The organism is Acinetobacter calcoaceticus, assembly GCF_051947995.1.
Lineage (GTDB): Bacteria > Pseudomonadota > Gammaproteobacteria > Pseudomonadales > Moraxellaceae > Acinetobacter.
This window is the reverse complement of the sequence record NZ_JBLVVH010000003.1, coordinates 426943-445427: the sequence shown is the minus strand read 5'-3', so window position 1 is coordinate 445427 and position 18485 is coordinate 426943. Positions and strand designations below refer to the sequence as shown.

Sequence of the window (18485 nt, the reverse complement as noted above, 5' to 3'; positions counted from 1 at the left end):
TATACAAAGACATGGATAAGATGATGAATGCGCCAGTAAATGTTGAGCAAGAACTTACGCCAGTAAGCATTCCAAAGTCAAAAACTCAGTTGGATCGTAAACGTTATTTATGGGCAATTAGCCCAGCCTTACCTGCCATTGGAATCGGTATTTTAGCAGGTTATCAATTTGCGCCCCGTCCATTGAAAAAAATCTTTGCTTTAGGTGGTCCAATTGTTCTACACATTGTAATTCCAACGATTGATACGATTATTGGGAAAGATGCCAATAATCCGACAGATGAAGACATTAAACTGCTGGAAAAAGACCCTTATTATTCACGTTTGGTAAAAAGTTTTATCCCCTTGCAATATGCTGCCAATGTCTATGCATGTTATTTAACCAGTCGTAAAGAAACTTCCTTCTTGGACAAAATCTTATTGGGTATCTCAATGGGTGCAGTCAACGGGATTGCGATTAATACTGCACATGAATTGAGCCACAAACATGATCGTATTGATCATATCTTGTCACATCTTGCCTTGGTGCCAACGGGTTACAACCATTTCCGTATTGAACATCCTTATGGTCACCATAAGCGTGCGGCTACACCTGAAGATCCAGCATCTTCACAAATGGGCGAAACATTTTATGAGTTTTGGCCGCGTACAGTGATTGGATCATTCAAATCGGCAATCGAGATTGAAACCACACGTTTAAAACGTAAAGGCAAAGAGTTCTGGTCAACTGAAAATGAATTGCTCCAAGGCTGGGGCATGAGTGCTGCATTTCATGCTTCAATGATTGGTTTGTTTGGTAAGGGGGTAATTCCTTATTTGGCCACTCAAGCGTTCTATGGCATTAGTTTATTTGAAATTATTAACTATATTGAACACTACGGCCTAAAACGTCAAAAAGACAAGAATGGTAAATATGAACGTACCATGCCTGAGCATAGCTGGAACAATAATAATATTGTGACCAACCTGTTCCTGTATCAATTGCAGCGTCATTCAGATCATCATGCTTATCCAACCCGTCCATTCCAAGCGTTACGTCATTTTGATGAAGCCCCAGAGTTGCCAAGTGGATATGCGAGTATGCTACTGCCTGCCTTGATTCCACCGCTATGGTCAAAAATGATGGATAAGCGGGTATTTGATCATTATAAAGGTGATTTGAATAAAGCGAATATTTATCCAAAGCGTCGTGCCAAACTGTTTAAAAAATTTGGTGTAGTGGATCAATCTTTACAACAAACTCCGGTTGTGACCGAAACGACTGAATAATTCATAAAAGCGTGTTCAAAGCAGGGCACTGATGAGTCATCATCAGTGCCTTTTTACTTTCTTGTATTAAAACTTTAACCAAGTACGGATTTTGCATATTCTTGCTGTATATCTATGTATAACTTAAAAATAATCTTATCAGCGATGTATGAGGCAAAGATGACAAAACATTATGATTATATTGCGATTGGTGCTGGAAGTGGCGGAATTGCCTCGGTAAATCGTGCCGCCATGTACGGAAAAAAATGTGCCTTAATTGAAAAAGCCGAGCTTGGTGGAACCTGTGTCAATGTGGGCTGTGTGCCTAAAAAAGTGATGTGGTATGCAGCTCACATTGCTGAGGCTATTCATAAATATGGGCCGGATTATGGCTTTAATAGCAAGGTTGAATCTTTCGACTGGCACACCTTAATTAAAAATAGACAGGCATATATCGATCGTATTCATCAATCCTATCAAAATAGCCTAAGTAAGAATAAGGTTGATCTTATTCATGGCGCGGCTCATTTTATTGATAAAAATACCATTGAAGTCAACGGTGAGCGATTTACTGCAGATCATATCCTGATTGCAACAGGAACACAGCCATCATTACCCAATATTGAAGGGTTTGAGTATGGTATTGATTCAAATGGATTCTTTGAACTGACCGCTTTACCAAAGACTACTGCAGTGATTGGTTCGGGCTATATTGCGGTTGAGCTGGCAGGTGTACTCAATGCTTTGGGCTCACAAGTCGGATTATTTATTCGTAAGGATTTACCGGTAAGACGCTTCGATGCATTTGTGAGTGAAACCCTGATAGAAGTTATGCAAACAGATGGCATTGCAGTCCATACTCAAGCTGTGCCAAAGAAAATCATAAAAAATGACGATGAATCCGTTACTTTACATTTAGAAAATGGTGAAAGTTATACAGTGGATTGCTTGATCTGGGCAACTGGACGGGAACCGAATACCACAAGTTTGAATCTGGAGAATGCCAATGTGCTGCTGGATGATCGCGGCTATATTCAAGTCGACAAATATCAGAATACCTCACAGCAAGGAATTTATGCAGTGGGCGATATTACCGGGAAAATGGAGCTGACTCCGGTTGCTGTGGCTGCGGGGCGTAGACTGTCTGAACGTTTATTTAACCATAAACCGGATGAGCATCTGGACTACGACAATATTCCGACCGTGGTGTTTAGCCATCCTCCGATTGGAACAGTGGGGATTACGGAAAAAGAGGCGATTGAACAATACGGCCAACAAGCGGTTAAAGTGTATAACTCATCCTTTACTGCGATGTATAGTGCTATTACCCAGCATCGTCAGCCAACCAAAATGAAACTGGTTTGTGTCGGTGAAAATGAAAAAATTGTCGGTATTCATGGGATCGGCTTTGGCATGGATGAGATTTTGCAAGGGTTTGCTGTTGCCTTGAAAATGGGAGCCACCAAGCAAGACTTTGATAATACGGTTGCGATTCATCCTACCTCTGCCGAAGAGTTTGTGACGATGCGATAAATGGCCGTAATCAAATATCATGCTTGAGATCGGAATCTGGTTTAGCTCATGCTTAAACTGGATTTCGAATTTAGGATTTATTTGGTTAATGTCATTTCTATAAATAACAGTTTTTCTTGGCTATTAAGTCTGATATCCACCTCATTAAAATGAATATTATGGGGTTGATTAAACGATTCCAGCGTCCTGAGTAATTGTTGCTGGTCTTGATAGATATATAAGCTTTGGGGCTTTGCACATATTGTTTCTATTTGCCTGATATATTTATTTGTCCCATACACGATAAAGGAATCATGCACTTTGTAATCATAGTGGTGCTTAAACATCTCAGGTGGGTGAACATAGTGAAAAGTCAGATAAGGAAAACGCCATCTGGTTTTAATCGTCGGGTTTATACAGTTAAACATTTTATTTTCAAAAAATAGGCTGGGTTTTGTTAGAAATTGAGCCTTAATTTGGCTGGTTGTCGATGTATCGAGTCGATAGATGGTAATAAATTTTCGAATACTGACATCTTCTTGCGTATATTGGATAACCGGATCATTCAATTTGATAGGCAGAAAAATATATTGATTGATTGAGGTCATTTGCCTAAATGCTGCCTTAATATAGTCAGCTTGCTGATAGCGATAAGACATATATAGGCTTAAACAGGCAAAAAAAATCAAAGAACAAATAACCAAGATAATAATCAATATATTTTTTATGATTGGAATTAAGGGGTGTTCAAATCTTTGCAGTTTCGGCATAGGAAGATATTTTTATTATACAAGTTAAAAGCTGGAAAAGACTTTAACGCCTTTTCCAGCTCAAGCAAAGTTATTTCAATTCACTTGATGATTTACCTAATTCACGGCGGGCAATGATCAATTGCTGGATTTGTTGCGTGCCTTCAAAAATATCCAGAATTTTTGAGTCACGCGCCCATTTTTCCAGTAATTCATCTTCGCCATAACCGACACTGGCAGCCAACTCGACACATTTCAGCGTAATTTCATTGCCTATACGACCTGCTTTGGCTTTGGCAATGGATGCTTCTTTGGAATTTGGCTTTTTATTATCTGCCATCCAGGTTGCCTTGATCATCAATAAGCGCGCAGCTTCCCATTCGGCTTCCATACGATAGATTTGTGCAGCTAGGTTTGAGGTCTGTAAGTAGGGTGTTGCATAGTCAGGATCAAGCTGATCTTTAAAAATTTCCTTGATACGCTCTAAAGAGGCTTTGGCACATCCTATTGCCATTGCAGCGACCAGTGGACGGGTGTTATCAAAGGTTTCCATGACGCCTGCAAAACCTTTTGCCACGTCAATTTCAGGATTCCCTAATAAATTGGCAGCAGGAACACGGCAGTCAATAAAGCTGATTACCGCAGTATCAGAGGCTTTAATGCCCAGTTTATGTTCCAGACGCTCGACCTTCATGCCTGGTGTGCCTTTAGCAACGACAAAAGACTTGATCGCAGCACGACCTAATTTTTTATCCAGCGTGGCCCAGACCACCACCGAGTCGGCACGTTCACCTGAGGTGACAAAGATTTTTTCACCATTCAGGATATAGTCATCGCCATCTTTGGTCGCCGTGGTGCGGATCGCAGCAGAGTCAGAACCACAACCCGGTTCTGTGATCGCCATCGCTGCCCAGGTTCCTTTGAAGCGTTCAAGTTGCTCATCATTGGCGACTGCTGCGATAGCAGAGTTTCCCAAGCCTTGACGCGGCATACTCAGTAACAGGCCCGTATCGCCATAGCACATTTCAATAATGCCGAGCGCTGCTGACATATTGCCACCATTCACCACCGTATCCGGGTTGACCGTACCACGTTTGCTGGCATTGGCTGCACCGACACCTTCACCACTTTCATTCATACCATCCAGTAAAGCAGCCAGCATATCCAGTTCTTTAGGGTAGGCATGTTCAGCTTTGTCATATTTACGTGAAATAGGACGTAAAACATTCAGCGCAGTTTCGTGTGCCTGATCCACCAGCATTTTGAATTTTTTCGGATTTTGTAAATTCATTATTGTTCTCCAAAATTAAGCATGTAGGCCAGAATGCAGGATTGCAGTCGCACGCAGGTCACGGTACCAACGCTCAACAGGATGTTCTTTGGTAAAGCCATGACCACCTAGAATCTGAACGCCATCCGTTCCGATTTTCATCGATTTTTCAGCACAGAGCAGACGTGCTAGATAGGCTTCACGATGGAAGGGCTGTCCGGCTTCTGCCAAGCTTGCAGCATTGAGCACCAGCATGCGCATGGCATCAATTTCAATCGCCATGTCCGCAATCATAAAGGCCACACTTTGACGATGAGAAATAGGTTCGCCAAAAGCTGTACGCTCATTGGCATATTTAATACAGTACGCTTTAATCGCTTCGCATGTGCCAATCGCCATGGCACACCACATCAGGTTACCCAAATCGACAAAAGCAGTGTAATCAAAATCAGCATCGCCTAAGCGTAATGCCGGGGTTTGATTAAATTGCAGCGTCGCCGTTTCAGCAGCTTTTAGGCCCATCGCAGGATTGGCTTTGATTGCGATTGTTTCATTGGATTGCACTACAAAAATATCAGGCTGGCCGTTGAACTCCGCACTGACCAAGAACACATCAGCAATGTCACCTAAAATGACCAAGCTTTTTTCACCGGTGATATAGAACTGCCCATTGTCTTCAGTGGCCGTGGTTTTTAACTGGTAGGGATTAAAAGCAGGAGTTGCCTCCTGAAATGCGAAAGTCGCCGTAACATCAGTATCTTCTGCAAAGACCGGTAAATACATCGATTGCACTTGGGTTGAGCCCCAGCGTGTGATCGCATTGATGACACTAAAGGTACTGAGCAAACCTGCGGTTAAACTGAAATCACCTTTAGCCAGATTTTCTGCAATCAGGATATTGCTGACAATGTTTTGTTCTGCTGCCACACCGCCCAATGCCTCTGGCAAAGCGTAATAGTTAAGTCCCAAATCAACCAGATGTTGCCACAACTGCTCAGGGAACTGGGCATGATGATCTGCCTCATGCGCCAAGCTGTATAGGACTTCTTCAGCAAATTGTGACATCGCGTCAACCGTCATTTGCTGTTCTTCAGTCAGGCTCAGATCAAACAGATTCTTGTTGGTCTGATTTGGGAGACGCTGTTTGTCGAGTGGTTGCGGCTTAAATGCTTTTTGTGTTTTATTCAGTACTTTAAAGCCTGTTTTTGAACCCTGATATAATGATTTTTCTACAAATTTTCTTAATTTGAGTTGATCAAGCATTTCGCTTCCTGCGAGTTTGGTGATCAAAGATAGCCCAAGCCCTTGAGCCTTATTCATCATGTTTGACATGGTTATATCCTGGAGGATGGTTGTAAATTAATGCTGACATGCTCAAGCTTAAAAGACTATGTCTTGTGTGACGGGGGAAGTGGAGAAAGATAAAGGGTAAAATGAGACTTTAATGTTTTTTATGTAGTTGTTTTTTATTATTTTAAAAAAACAGGAAGAAAATATTTTTTTATAAAATTGACTTAAATGACAGGGGATTGAGTCAGTCTGAATCGCTTTATTGTTCAGTCGATTCAATCCGTTATTGCTTGGTTAGGGTTTAATCCAGACCTTCGGTTAATATGACGATATATTCGCCTGCCAAATCTCGGTGTTTTTTGGCCTGTTGATAGGCATCGCTGTGATACCAGTCCTGTGCTTCCTGCATCGTGCTAAATTTAATGATGGCAACGCCATCACTTTCAATATTTTCCAGCGCAATCGATTGTCCATAAAAAACAATCGGTTCAGCTGAAAAACCTTGACTCGCCTGGCGTGCCAAAGTGGTGTAGGTTTTCATTTCATCTTTATTTTTTAATTCTTTACGAATCAGAATGATATAAGCGCTCATGGATTTTCCTGAATTAAACTGTGGGTAAACACAGCCTATTTTGAATGGGCTTGATGGATCGTTAAGGGGATCCACCAAGCACTAATTTTAAGCTGCGCGGGCAACCAAAGTTAAAATATCATAGGTTGCCACCAATTCATCCCGCTGGTTTTTCACCTTGATATCCCAGACCACGACGCCGTGTTCAGGTTGAGATGGATCTTTTTGCGGTTTAGGTGTTTTCTGCTTACAGGTCAGTTCAACCCGAATCGAATCACCAATTTTAACCGGCTCCACAAAACGCAAGTTGTCCATACCATAATTGGCAATCACAGGGCCTTGGGCTGCATCGACAAATAATCCCGCCGCTGCCGAGACAATGAAATAACCATGGGCGACACGCTCACCAAAGAACGAATCAGCCGCAGCAATTTTATCGGTATGCGCATAAAAATAGTCACCACTAAGGCAGGCGAAATTGACAATATCTGCTTCGGTCACGGTACGGCGTGCAGTCAGTAAACGCTCGCCAATCACCAGCTCATCAAATGATTTTTTGAATGGATGGACTCGGTCTTCATTGATATTTGCACCTGCAGTCCATGAATGGGTGACCTGAGTCAGGCTATTCGGCGAACCTTGAATTGCGGTACGTTGCATATAGTGTTTGACTGCACGGATGCCGCCCAGTTCTTCACCACCACCGGCACGACCAGGCCCGCCGTGAACGAGATGCGGCAGTGGAGAACCATGTCCGGTACTTTCTTTGGCTGATTCTTCATCCAGAATATGGACACGCCCGTGCCATGGCGCAATTTTCTGGATGATCTGTTCAATATTTTCATCCACATTTTTCACCACGGAGGCCACCAGACTGCCTTCACCACGTGCCACCAGATCAGCCAGTTCATCGATGGATTGATAAGGCATCAAGGTGCATACCGGGCCGAATGCTTCCGTGGTATGCACTGAGACGGCTTTTAATGGTTTTTCGCATCGTAAAAGTGTTGGTGGAAAGAAGGCCCCTTTTTCTGGATGGTCCGCATTAAATTTGAATGCGCTATCTCCACCAAATACAATTTGGGCTTCTTTTGCCAGTTCAGCTACTTTGGCGGCCACATCCAGCTTTTGTTTTGGGCTGGCCAATGCGCCCATCGTCGTATCCGGTTTTTGTGGATCACCCACCACGACTTTTGCCAGTTTAGTGCTCAGTTTTTGCTGGACCTGTTCAATCAACGCTTGAGGTACAAAGGCACGGCGAATGGCAGTACATTTTTGTCCTGCTTTGGTGGTCATTTCACGAAACACTTCGCGTACAAACAGATCCAGCGTCGCTTCATTTGCTTCTGGACTGAGAATTGCGCTATTGACTGAATCCGCTTCCATACTGAATGGAATTGAATATTTGTTTAAATGCGGATGATTACGCAGCTTTTGCCCGGTATAGGCCGAGCCGGTAAAGGTCACACAGTCCTGCGGGCCTAAATAATCAAACAGGTCAGCAATTTGACCACAGATCAGTTGTAGTGAACCTTTCGGTAAGATGCCTGTTGCAATAATCGCCTCAACAACCGCTTGGGTCAGTTGGGCACCTTCAGTCGCGGGTTTGACAATACATGGCACGCCCGCCAATAAGGTTGGTGCAATTTTTTCCAGCATGCCCCAAATCGGGAAGTTAAATGCATTGATATGAACAGCAACACCGGCTTTAGGGCTCAAAATATGCTTGGCACCAAAAGTGCCGTTTTTAGAGAGCTGAATCCAGCTATCTTCAGTAATCATTTTTTCATCATTGAGTTCACGGCGCACCAGACTTGAATAGGCGAACAATGTTTGAATCCCGCCTTCGATATCAATCCAGGCATCTTTACGGGTTGCACCAGTGGCATGCGCCAAGCTGTAAAACTGTTCTTTTTGTTCAAGTAAATGCTGGGCAATTTGTTTTAAGGCATGGGCACGTTGATGAAAAGTCCAGTTGGCCAGTTCAGTACCATTTTGCTTGGCATACTTGACCACTTGCTGCATATCGATGCCATGACTACTGACGGTATAGATTGGCGCACCCGTAATCGCATGGACAACAGTACGCGTGTCTTCATGGCTAGAATGCCAGGTTCCATAGACATAAGACGCCAGTTTGGTTAATGGCTGGCTTGAGCTTTGTTCATCAATATCCTTGGCTGTTTCTTCTTGGTGTGCTTGTTCAAGCATGATCAAACTCCATTTTTATGTGATACATCAATTTTAGAAATATTAAAAATATGATTCATAATTTCATATTGAACGCGTTAAAAGTCAACCTTATTTTGTTTTAAAGTCGAAATAAAATTTTTAATAATTTAATTAAAATGAAATAAATCAATTATTTATATCTTTTTTTGTGGTTGGTTTTAATTTGATACAAAAATATTGATTGACTTTGTTTTATGTGTATCGAAAAATAGAATCATGGATGAAATCCTCAAGGAATTGACACATGGAAAATAACTATCAGAAATTTGAGCACAATATTGCCAATGACATCACCATCGAAGCCAAGGATGAAATGCCTGAGGCCTATCGTAAAACCTTGATTCGCCAGATTGGACAACACGGTCATTCGGAAATTGTCGGCATGCTGCCAGAAGGTAACTGGATTACCCGTGCACCAACCTTAAAACGTAAAGCGGTATTACTGGCGAAAGTTCAGGATGAGGCAGGACATGGTCTCTATCTTTACAGTGCGGCTGAAACCCTAGGGGCAGACCGTGATGAGATGATGGAAAAACTGATTGATGGGAAAATGAAATATTCATCGATCTTTAATTATCCAACGGTGAGTTGGGCTGATGTCGCGGCGATTGGCTGGTTGGTCGATGGTGCTGCAATTGTCAATCAGGTGGCCTTGTGTCGTACTTCTTACGGGCCGTATGCGCGTGCCATGGTCAGGATATGTAAAGAAGAAAGTTTCCATCAACGTCAGGGTTTTGAAGCCATGATGGCATTGGCCGCTGGTTCACCAGAACAGAAACAAATGGCGCAAGATGCGGTGAACCGTTTCTGGTGGCCGGCTTTAATGATGTTTGGTCCAAGTGACGAGCATTCCCCAAACAGTGCGCAAAGCATGGCATGGGGAATCAAGCGTTTTAGTAATGATGAATTGCGCCAGAAGTTTGTCGATAACACCGTGCCACAAGTATTACAGCTTGGCCTAACGGTGCCTGATCCTGACTTGAAATGGAATGAAGCAACGGATCATTACAACTATGGCGAGATTGACTGGCAAGAGTTTAATGAGGTGATTGCAGGTCGTGGACCTTGCAATCATGAACGGATCGAGGCGCGCCGCAAGGCTTGGGAGAATGGCAAGTGGGTGCGTGATGCAGCCGTGGTCTACGCCAAAAAACAGCACAGCCAAGTCGGTAAAGTCGCTTAAAACAGTATTGATGGAAAAATTTAAGGATATCGCAATGGAAAATAAGAACAACTGGTCACTTTATGAAGTGTTCGTGCGCAGTAAACAGGGTTTAAGCCACCGTCATGTTGGTAGTTTAAGAGCGCCTGATGACGAGATTGCACTGCAACATGCACGTGACGTGTATACCCGTCGCAATGAAGGCATCAGTATCTGGGTCGTTCGTTCAGAACTGATCAAATCATCGCAACCGGATGAAAAAGCCGAGTTTTTTGAACCGGCACTGGATAAAGTCTATCGTCATCCGACGTTCTACCATATCCCTGATGGCATTGAGCACATGTAAGGGAGTATGCATATGAATAACCCGATTTTATCGAAGTTTTTATTACATATTGGCGACAGTCAACTGGTGTTGGCACAACGTCTGGCCGAGTGGTGTGGTCATGCGCCAGAGCTGGAGATTGATATTGCATTGGCCAATATCGGTCTGGATTTGCTCGGTCAATCCCGAAATTTCCTGACCTTGGCTGGGCAATATGAAGCCGAAAAGCGTGATGAAGACCAGTTGGCCTATTTTCGTAATGAACGTGAGTTTCTGAACCTACTATTATGCGAACAACCGAATGGTGATTTTGCGCAAACCATCGTGCGTCAATGGTTAATGGATCATTACCATGTGCTGTTATTAACCGCTTTAGCTGAATCGGCAACGCCAGAAGTCGCGGCATTGGCGGTGAAATCCTTAAAAGAAGCCAAGTATCACATTCGTTTCTCTACCAGCTGGATGGAGCGTTTAAGTCTCAGCACAGCAGAAGCACATCAACGTGTACAACAGGCATTAGACAACTTGTGGCGCTTTAGCGCTGAACTGTTCGAACTCACGGCGGAAGAACAGCTACTGGTTGAGCAAGACATCATTGCTGATGTATCCAGTGAAAAAGCGCAATGGGACCAGGTCGTAGCTGCTGAGCTGAAGCGTTTTGAATTGAGCATTCCTATAAATGGTGCCTACCGCCGTGGTGCTAAACAAGGTTTGCATACCGAACATCTGGGTTATCTGCTGGCTGAAATGCAATCCATTCAACGCAGTTATCCTGAAATGACTTGGTAAGGCAAGGAGTGTCGCCATGCATATGATTCGTCATTGTATTGACCAATGTTGGGATGTTTTACACAAGGTCAGCGACCCAGAGATCCCAGTGCTGTCGGTGGTGGATTTGGGCATGATCCGTGGGGTGGAGTTGAATGAACAACAAGAAATTATTGTTCGATTGACACCAACTTATAGCGGTTGTCCAGCTACTGACCTGTTAAAAGCACAGATTGTCGAAGCACTGACAGCAGAAGATTTGATCCCTGCAAAAGTCATCATTGATCTATCAGAAGCATGGACCACGGACTGGATGTCGGACGCAGGTAAACAGAAACTGCAAGCCTATGGCATTGCGCCACCAGAAGGTACGGCACAGCAATGCGGAACGCATGTACATCTGAGCGATGGTGTGGTTTGTCCCCATTGCAAAAGTCGTAAAACCCGACTGTTAACCGAGTTCGGCTCCACCGCTTGCAAAGCCTTGTACAAATGTCAGGACTGCCTTGAACCCTTTGATTATTTTAAATGTATTTAAAGTCTTGGATAAGGAAATCAGCCATGAGCCAATTTATTCCATTAAAAGTAAAAACAATTACACCACAGACCGATCAGGCGATTTGCATTGCCTTTGATCTGGCCGTAGAACAACAGGAACAGTTTCAATTTCAGCCAGGGCAGCATCTCACCATTCGCCATTTAACCGAAGCTGGGGAAATTCGCCGATGCTATTCAATCTGTAGTTATGCGCCAAAAGAAGACATCAGCATTGCGGTGAAAAAGATTGAGCAGGGCCAATTTTCCAACTGGGCCAATGAACATTTAAAAGTAGGTGATGTGCTGGAAGTCATGCCACCGCAAGGGGTGTTTTTTCAGAAAGCGGCGCGAACTGGCGGTCAGGCGTATTTAGGTATTGCTGCGGGCAGTGGTATTACACCGATTCTGTCAATTATCAAACAGGTGCTGTTCGAGCAAGACTCGGCGAATTTTACCTTGTTATATGGCAACCGTTCATGGAAACAGACCATGTTTTCCGAGCAGATCATGGACCTGAAAGACCAGTTTAAAGAACGTTTTCAGCTCATCAATATTTTCTCTCGGGAATTTAATGACAGCGAGTTGCTGAATGGCCGGATTGATGAAGACAAGCTCAAGCAGTTATTTGAACATGATGTGTTAGAACCAGACTTTGATCATGTATTCGCCTGTGGTCCCGATGACATGATGGACACGGTTGAACGCCTGTTACCGGATTACGGGGTGGCTAAAGAGCGCATTCATACCGAACGTTTTAATACCGGGCATGTCCGTAAACGGTCAGCGGAAGCTGATGCCAATCGTAAGGAAGAAAAAGTCAATATCGTACTCGATGGACGAGAGTTGATTGTTGCCGTCGGGCAAGAAGATGAAAGTATTCTGGATGCTGCCTTACGTGCAGGTGCAGATTTGCCTTATGCCTGCAAAGGTGGCGTCTGCGCAACCTGTCGCTGCAAGGTACTGTCAGGTGAAGTAGATATGTTCTTGAATTATAGCCTTGAACAGGATGAGGTGGAAAAAGGCTATGTGCTGAGCTGCCAGACCTTACCCAAAGGCGCGAATGTGCGTTTGAGCTTTGATGAGTAGAGAAACAGCGATGCAAACATTGATTCAGGTTGAAACGCCGCTTGAGGGTGTCATGCTGTTGAGCCTAAACCGTCCAGAAAAACGTAATGCCTTGAATAATGCCACCTTACAGCATCTATGTGATTTGCTGGAACAGGCTGAACACGATGCTCAAGTGAAAGTGGTTGTGTTAACCGGCAATAGCAGTTGCTTTGCGGCTGGAGCAGACCTGAGCGAGTTGGCGGCAATGGATGCGGTGTCTTTACAACTCGATATTCGTCCAAAGCTGTGGCAAAAAATTGACAGTTTTAGCAAACCTATCATTGCGGCAGTGAATGGTTATGCCTTGGGTGCAGGTTTTGAACTGGTTCTACATTCGGACATGGTGATTTGTGGAGATAATGCCAAATTTGCCTTGCCGGAAATTGGTTTAGGCATGTTACCCGGTGCGGGCGGAACACAGCGTTTAGCCCGTCTGGTGGGACAGCAACTGACCATGCGCTGGGCCATGACGGGTGAAATGATCCCAGCTCAGCAGGCACAGCAACATGGCATCTGTAGTGAAGTGGTCCCGGCTGCGCTCACCGTGGAATATGCCATTCAACTGGCAAGCAAGATTGCCAAACAGGCGCCTTTGGCAATTCGGGTGATCAAGCAATCGATCAAAAGTATCCATGAAACCACATTAAGTCAGGGCCTGAAATCCGAACGGCAAAACTTTGTCTGGTTGGCAGCCACCAAAGATCGAAATGAAGGCATTAATGCATTTTTTGAAAAAAGAAAACCAGTGTTTAGAGGTGAGTGATGGACTATAACAATATTATCGTGGAAGAAAAAAATGCGGTGGGTTACTTAACCTTTAACCGTCCACAGGCCTTGAATAGCTTTAATGTAGACATGCATCGAGAAGTCGCAGAAGTTTTGAATCTCTGGGCTAAAAAACCGGAGGTTCGCTGTATTGTGATCAGCGGTGAAGGCCGTGGTTTCTGCGCAGGACAGGATTTGGGTGATCGTGTGGTTGATCCAAATGCTGCGGCACCCGATCTGGGATATTCAATTGAAACTTACTATAACCCGCTGATTCGAACCCTTGTGAATATGCCGAAGCCGGTGATCTGCGCCGTAAATGGTGTAGCGGCGGGTGCCGGTGCAAATATCGCCTTGGCCTGTGACCTGGTGATTGCCGCCAAATCTGCCAACTTTGTGCAAGCCTTTTGCCGTTTAGGACTGGTACCTGATTCGGGTGGAACCTGGTTCCTGCCTCGCGCAGTCGGTCATGCACGTGCCATGGGACTGGCGTTGCTGGGTGATAAATTGCCTGCTGAAACCGCCAAAGAATGGGGCATGATCTGGGATGTCGCTGAAGATAGCGAATTAAAAAGCAAGGTCACAGTGCTGGCGGAACGTCTTGCCAAGCAACCGACTTTTGGTCTGTCACTGATTAAAAAAGCGCTGCATCAATCCAGTAACCATAGTTTTGATGAACAGATGCATTTAGAACGCGATTTTCAGCGTATTGCTGGGCGTTCGGAAGATTATCGTGAAGGGGTTCAAGCCTTTATGAATAAGCGCGAGCCAAATTTTCAGGGGCGTTAAGCATGATGAGTTTCGATTTATCCCATGCCAAAATCGCCGTGATTGGCTCGGGGACCATGGGGATTGGTATTGCCCAGTTGGCGATGATCAATGGTCACGCTACGACTCTTTATGATCTTGATCGTGAAAAGGCTCAGCAGGCGGTTGATGGATTACATCAGACTTTTGCCAAACTGGTTGAAAAAGGCAAGATAACGCATGAGCAGGTTCAGCAAGCATGTTCCCGTCTAAGCATTGCCAACGGTATAGACGATTTAGCAGATGTGGATTTAGTGATTGAGGCCGTGGTTGAAAAACTGGATGTCAAGCAGGCATTGTTTCAACAGCTTGCAAGCATTTGTAGTGAACAGACTGTTTTTGCCACTAATACCTCTTCAATTTCAGTCACTGCGATTGCAGCAGGAATTCCAAAGCCTGAACGTGTGGTGGGTTTACATTTCTTCAATCCTGCACCAGTAATGAAGTTGGTCGAAATTGTCCAAGGTTTAAAAACGCCAGTTGCCTTATGTCAGGCCTTAAAAGCCTTGATGCTGGTTTGGAAAAAAATCCCGGTGCTGACCAAATCGACACCTGGTTTTATTGTGAACCGGATTGCCCGTCCATTTTATGCAGAAGCGTTTCGTGCCTTGCAAGAACAGGTCACCAGCTATGATCAACTGGACTATGCCTTAAAGCAGTGTGGTGGCTTTGCCATGGGGCCATGTGAGCTGACTGATCTGATTGGACAGGATGTAAATTTTTCTGTGACCCAAAGTGTTTATGAAGCATTCTTTTATGAGCCACGTTACCGCCCAAGCTTGATTCAGAAAGAACTGGTCGATGCGGGTGCATGGGGACGCAAGTCAAAACAAGGTTTTTATCACTATGATACAAGAAACCAGTATTCGACATTTCAACCTCAAGCCCTGAGTACCACACCTTTTCAAGCTCAGATACAGGTTAAAGGTACATGGTCTCAGTTACCCGAGCTACTCACACGTCTAGCGTTGAACAGTGGGATTGAGAGCGAAGAAGATGTCATCCAAATTGATGATATTGATCTACGTTTAAGTCAGGGTGAATCTGCCAACCTGAACTATCTAAGCCGTAAAACGGTATTGATGGACTGGCATCATGATTTTGTGCAGGCGCAAGCGGTGGTACTGAGTCATAACCCGTTGTGCCAAGCCGATGATCTGGCAAAAGTTGAGGCATTTTTTGCCCAATATCAGATTCATGTGATCTGGATTACAGACCATCCAGCATTATTAACTTTACGTACCCTTGTCTTGCTGATCAATGAAGCCTGTGAGGCCAGCCTGCACGGGATTGCCAGTATGGAAGATATTGATAATGCGATGCGATATGGTGTCAATTATCCTAAGGGACCGTATCAATGGATGATGCAATTGGGCGCGCAGTATGTGCTACAAACCCTCAATAATTTATATGACATCTATGGCGAAGAAAAATATCGTGCAAGTCTTTATCTCAAGCAATACGTGGCAAAGCAACAAAGCCTGGCGCTCGATGATTCAAAAGATTTAACCGCATGTGCATAAAGAGGAGTGATCATGGAAGACGTGTTAATTTGTGATTTTATTCGCACCCCGATTGGCCGCTATGCTGGTGCGCTCAGCTCGGTACGTACGGATGATCTTGCGGCATTGCCTATCAAACATTTAAAAGAAAAACATGCGCATCTGCCGTGGCAAGATTTAGATGAAGTCTATTTGGGCTGTGCCAATCAGGCGGGTGAAGATAACCGTAATGTGGCACGTATGGCAACCTTGTTGGCGGGATTACCAGAAGCGGTTCCTGCCATGACCGTGAATCGTCTTTGTGCTTCAGGGCTGGATGCCGTAGGTTTGGCGGCACGTTCGATTAAGGCTGGCGAATCACAATTTGTACTGGCGGGTGGGGTCGAGTCGATGAGTCGGGCACCTTTTGTGCAAGCCAAGCCAACCGAGGCTTTTGGTCGTAGCCCTGAAATCTTTGATACCACCATTGGCTGGCGTTTTATCAATAAAAAGATGAAAGCTGACTATGGGACGGACAGCATGCCTGAAACCGCTGAGCATGTGGCTGAAAAATACCAGATTAGTCGTCAGGATCAGGATGCATTTGCGCTTCGGAGTCAACAAAAAGTGGCTGCGGCACAACAAGCCGGCTTTTTTGAGGGTGAAATACTACCTGTTGAACTGGCCGATCGTAAAAAGAATATGACTGTCTTTTCACAGGATGAGCATCCCCGTGCCGATACCAGTCTGGAGAGCTTGGCAAAACTAAAAGCTCCATTCCGTAAAGAAGGTGGTTCGGTGACGGCGGGTAATGCATCGGGTGTCAACGATGGCTCGGCGTGTGTGTTGCTGACCAATCGTCAGTTTGCCGATACACATGGCTTAAAGCCGTTGGCACGTGTGGTGGCGATGAGCAGTGCCGGGGTTGAACCGAAATATATGGGTATTGGACCAGTGCCTGCAGTACAAAAATTGTTGAAACAAACGGGGCTCAGTCTGGACCAAATGGATGTGATTGAGCTGAACGAGGCTTTTGCCGCGCAATCTTTGGCCTGTATGCGTGAGTTAGGTCTTCAGGATGATGATACGCGTGTTAATCCGAATGGTGGGGCGATTGCACTCGGCCATCCGCTTGGGATGAGTGGCACGCGTTTGGTGATGACCGCCACCAGAGAACTGAAAAGACGCCAAGGTAAATACGCGCTTTGTACGATGTGTGTCGGTGTTGGGCAAGGTGTCGCCTTGATTTTAGAAAATATAGCTTAATTCAATTGAAACAAAACGGTTCGAATAATATAACGAAATAGGAGAGACGGCAGTGGATAGCCTCATCACAGAAGACGTAGAAAAAATGACGCTTGCGGAGTTGCGAGCGCTTCAAACCCAACGCTTAAAACAGACATTGACTTATGTTTATGCCAATAGTCCGGTCTATAAGAAAAAGTTTGATGATGCAGGCGTGCATCCAGATGATTTCGTGACACTGGATGATCTGGCCAAGTTTCCATTTACCACCAAACAGGATTTACGTGACAACTATCCCTTTGGCATGTTTGCAGTTCCGCAAGAGCAGATTGTTCGTTTACACGCATCTTCAGGCACGACAGGAAAGCCAACTGTAGTAGGGTATACCCAAAAGGATATCAATACCTGGTCGGATGTTGTGGCGCGTTGTTTGCGTATGGCGGGCTTGAGTGCCAAGGACATGATTCAGGTGGCGTATGGTTATGGCCTGTTTACGGGTGGTTTAGGTGCACATTATGGTGCTGAACGCTTGGGTGCCACCGTGATTCCAATGTCAGGCGGGCAGACCGAGAAACAGGTACAACTGATTCAGGACTTTAAACCCACGGCAATTATGGTCACGCCATCGTATTGCGTCAGCATTATTGAAAAGCTCGAGCAACAGTTAGGCAGTGCACGTAATACCTCGTTGAAGGTGGGCATTTTTGGGGCAGAACCCTGGTCGAAAGAGTTACGCCGAGAGATCGAAGAACGCCTGAATATCAAGGCACTGGATATTTATGGCCTGTCAGAAATTATGGGGCCAGGTGTCGCCATGCAATGCCTGGATGAAGGCGAAGGGCTGACCATATGGGAAGATCATTTTTATCCTGAAATCATCAATCCTGAAACTGGTGAAGTGTGTAAGGATGGCGAACTGGGTGAACTGGTATTTACCACCATTACCAAAGAAGGTTTGCCGATTATCCGTTACCGTACCCGTGATTTGACCCGTTTGCTGGCAGGCCAAAATCTGGCGATGCGCCGTATGGACAAGATCGTAGGACGTAGCGATGACATGCTGATTATTCGTGGTGTAAATGTATTCCCGACCCAGATTGAAGAACAGATTCTACAGGTTCCAAGTCTGGTACCAAACTACGAAATCCTGGTGGCAAAGAAAGGTCATATGGATACCTTGCACATTCGTACCGAGATGTGCCATAACTGCGACATGCAGGCGCAACAACTGGCTCAGCAACTGATGCAGCGGATTAAAACCATGATTGGTATTTCCGTGACAGTCGAAGTGGTGAATGAACTGACTTTGCCGCGCTCGGAAGGGAAGGCAAAACGGGTCATTGATATGCGTCAGATTGCTTAACATTATGATCATTCAGGGTATAGTATCGTCTATATCCTGAATCTAAACGCCAAG

At 44.8% G+C, this 18485-nt stretch carries 17 protein-coding genes; 12 read left to right on the top strand and 5 right to left on the bottom strand.

The window, feature by feature from the left end:
• Positions 1-23: 23 nt before the first annotated feature.
• On the top strand, positions 24-1268 hold the full coding sequence (locus tag ACNQO6_RS08010; protein WP_440208615.1) for an alkane 1-monooxygenase: 1245 nt from the start codon (positions 24-26) through the stop codon (positions 1266-1268).
• Positions 1269-1427: 159 nt separating this feature from the next.
• Positions 1428-2780 (top strand): glutathione-disulfide reductase, encoded by a 1353-nt coding sequence (gene gorA / locus ACNQO6_RS08005; protein ID WP_440208614.1) that lies wholly within the window; start codon positions 1428-1430, stop codon positions 2778-2780.
• A 77-nt stretch (positions 2781-2857) separates the two neighbouring features.
• Here the strand turns inward: gorA and ACNQO6_RS08000 are convergent, their stop codons facing one another.
• The 5 genes from ACNQO6_RS08000 to paaZ form a co-directional block, all read right to left on the bottom strand.
• The gene (locus ACNQO6_RS08000) at positions 2858-3529 is read right to left on the bottom strand and encodes a hypothetical protein (RefSeq protein WP_440208613.1); all 672 of its coding nucleotides are present in this window, start codon (positions 3527-3529) and stop codon (positions 2858-2860) included.
• 70 nt (positions 3530-3599) lie between these two features.
• Complete coding sequence (locus ACNQO6_RS07995) at positions 3600-4799, bottom strand: acyl-CoA dehydrogenase family protein (protein WP_440208612.1); 1200 nt, start codon at positions 4797-4799, stop codon at positions 3600-3602.
• 15 nt (positions 4800-4814) lie between these two features.
• Entirely contained in the window at positions 4815-6101 is a 1287-nt protein-coding gene (locus ACNQO6_RS07990) for an acyl-CoA dehydrogenase family protein (protein ID WP_440208726.1), read from the bottom strand.
• A 268-nt stretch (positions 6102-6369) separates the two neighbouring features.
• Complete coding sequence (locus tag ACNQO6_RS07985; RefSeq protein ID WP_440208611.1) at positions 6370-6660, bottom strand: DUF1330 domain-containing protein; 291 nt, start codon at positions 6658-6660, stop codon at positions 6370-6372.
• Between the two features lie 87 nt (positions 6661-6747).
• Entirely contained in the window at positions 6748-8850 is a 2103-nt protein-coding gene (gene paaZ / locus ACNQO6_RS07980; protein ID WP_440208610.1) for a phenylacetic acid degradation bifunctional protein PaaZ, read from the bottom strand.
• Between the two features lie 265 nt (positions 8851-9115).
• Here paaZ and paaA point away from each other — a divergent pair, with 265 nt between their 5' ends.
• The 10 genes from paaA to paaK are packed head-to-tail and all read left to right on the top strand — an operon-like array spanning position 9116 to position 18431.
• A complete protein-coding gene (gene paaA, locus ACNQO6_RS07975; protein WP_440208609.1) occupies positions 9116-10054 on the top strand; it encodes a 1,2-phenylacetyl-CoA epoxidase subunit PaaA in 939 nt (312 codons plus the stop codon).
• A gap of 34 nt (positions 10055-10088) precedes the next feature.
• Positions 10089-10379: a 1,2-phenylacetyl-CoA epoxidase subunit PaaB gene (gene paaB / locus ACNQO6_RS07970; protein WP_005230234.1), complete on the top strand. Its 291-nt coding sequence runs from the start codon at positions 10089-10091 to the stop codon at positions 10377-10379.
• A 12-nt stretch (positions 10380-10391) separates the two neighbouring features.
• A complete protein-coding gene (gene paaC, locus ACNQO6_RS07965) occupies positions 10392-11147 on the top strand; it encodes a 1,2-phenylacetyl-CoA epoxidase subunit PaaC (RefSeq protein WP_440208608.1) in 756 nt (251 codons plus the stop codon).
• Positions 11148-11163: 16 nt separating this feature from the next.
• Positions 11164-11664, top strand: a complete 501-nt coding sequence (gene paaD / locus ACNQO6_RS07960) for a 1,2-phenylacetyl-CoA epoxidase subunit PaaD (RefSeq protein WP_009515472.1) — start codon at positions 11164-11166, stop codon at positions 11662-11664.
• Positions 11665-11687: 23 nt separating this feature from the next.
• The gene (paaE, locus tag ACNQO6_RS07955) at positions 11688-12749 is read left to right on the top strand and encodes a 1,2-phenylacetyl-CoA epoxidase subunit PaaE (protein WP_440208607.1); all 1062 of its coding nucleotides are present in this window, start codon (positions 11688-11690) and stop codon (positions 12747-12749) included.
• 10 nt (positions 12750-12759) lie between these two features.
• A complete protein-coding gene (locus tag ACNQO6_RS07950; RefSeq protein ID WP_440208725.1) occupies positions 12760-13533 on the top strand; it encodes an enoyl-CoA hydratase-related protein in 774 nt (257 codons plus the stop codon).
• Entirely contained in the window at positions 13533-14324 is a 792-nt protein-coding gene (paaG, locus tag ACNQO6_RS07945) for a 2-(1,2-epoxy-1,2-dihydrophenyl)acetyl-CoA isomerase PaaG (protein ID WP_440208606.1), read from the top strand. The genes ACNQO6_RS07950 and paaG overlap by 1 nt, the downstream gene beginning before the upstream one ends.
• 2 nt (positions 14325-14326) lie before the next feature.
• A complete protein-coding gene (locus tag ACNQO6_RS07940) occupies positions 14327-15865 on the top strand; it encodes a 3-hydroxyacyl-CoA dehydrogenase (RefSeq protein WP_440208605.1) in 1539 nt (512 codons plus the stop codon).
• 12 nt (positions 15866-15877) lie between these two features.
• Complete coding sequence (gene pcaF / locus ACNQO6_RS07935; RefSeq protein WP_440208604.1) at positions 15878-17089, top strand: 3-oxoadipyl-CoA thiolase; 1212 nt, start codon at positions 15878-15880, stop codon at positions 17087-17089.
• A 52-nt stretch (positions 17090-17141) separates the two neighbouring features.
• Positions 17142-18431 (top strand): phenylacetate--CoA ligase PaaK, encoded by a 1290-nt coding sequence (paaK, locus tag ACNQO6_RS07930; RefSeq protein WP_343580395.1) that lies wholly within the window; start codon positions 17142-17144, stop codon positions 18429-18431.
• The last annotated feature ends 54 nt before the right edge of the window (positions 18432-18485 follow it).

Coding starts and splice junctions, on each gene's coding strand:
- paaZ (WP_440208610.1), bottom strand. CDS start 8,850: ATGCTTGAACAAGCACACCAAGAAGAAACAGCCAAGGATATTGATGAA.
- paaD (WP_009515472.1), top strand. CDS start 11,164: ATGCATATGATTCGTCATTGTATTGACCAATGTTGGGATGTTTTACAC.
- ACNQO6_RS07995 (WP_440208612.1), bottom strand. CDS start 4,799: ATGAATTTACAAAATCCGAAAAAATTCAAAATGCTGGTGGATCAGGCA.
- gorA (WP_440208614.1), top strand. CDS start 1,428: ATGACAAAACATTATGATTATATTGCGATTGGTGCTGGAAGTGGCGGA.
- paaE (WP_440208607.1), top strand. CDS start 11,688: ATGAGCCAATTTATTCCATTAAAAGTAAAAACAATTACACCACAGACC.
- pcaF (WP_440208604.1), top strand. CDS start 15,878: ATGGAAGACGTGTTAATTTGTGATTTTATTCGCACCCCGATTGGCCGC.
- paaA (WP_440208609.1), top strand. CDS start 9,116: ATGGAAAATAACTATCAGAAATTTGAGCACAATATTGCCAATGACATC.
- paaG (WP_440208606.1), top strand. CDS start 13,533: ATGGACTATAACAATATTATCGTGGAAGAAAAAAATGCGGTGGGTTAC.
- ACNQO6_RS07990 (WP_440208726.1), bottom strand. CDS start 6,101: ATGATGAATAAGGCTCAAGGGCTTGGGCTATCTTTGATCACCAAACTC.
- paaB (WP_005230234.1), top strand. CDS start 10,089: ATGGAAAATAAGAACAACTGGTCACTTTATGAAGTGTTCGTGCGCAGT.
- ACNQO6_RS07985 (WP_440208611.1), bottom strand. CDS start 6,660: ATGAGCGCTTATATCATTCTGATTCGTAAAGAATTAAAAAATAAAGAT.
- ACNQO6_RS08010 (WP_440208615.1), top strand. CDS start 24: ATGAATGCGCCAGTAAATGTTGAGCAAGAACTTACGCCAGTAAGCATT.
- ACNQO6_RS08000 (WP_440208613.1), bottom strand. CDS start 3,529: ATGCCGAAACTGCAAAGATTTGAACACCCCTTAATTCCAATCATAAAA.
- ACNQO6_RS07950 (WP_440208725.1), top strand. CDS start 12,760: ATGCAAACATTGATTCAGGTTGAAACGCCGCTTGAGGGTGTCATGCTG.
- paaC (WP_440208608.1), top strand. CDS start 10,392: ATGAATAACCCGATTTTATCGAAGTTTTTATTACATATTGGCGACAGT.
- ACNQO6_RS07940 (WP_440208605.1), top strand. CDS start 14,327: ATGATGAGTTTCGATTTATCCCATGCCAAAATCGCCGTGATTGGCTCG.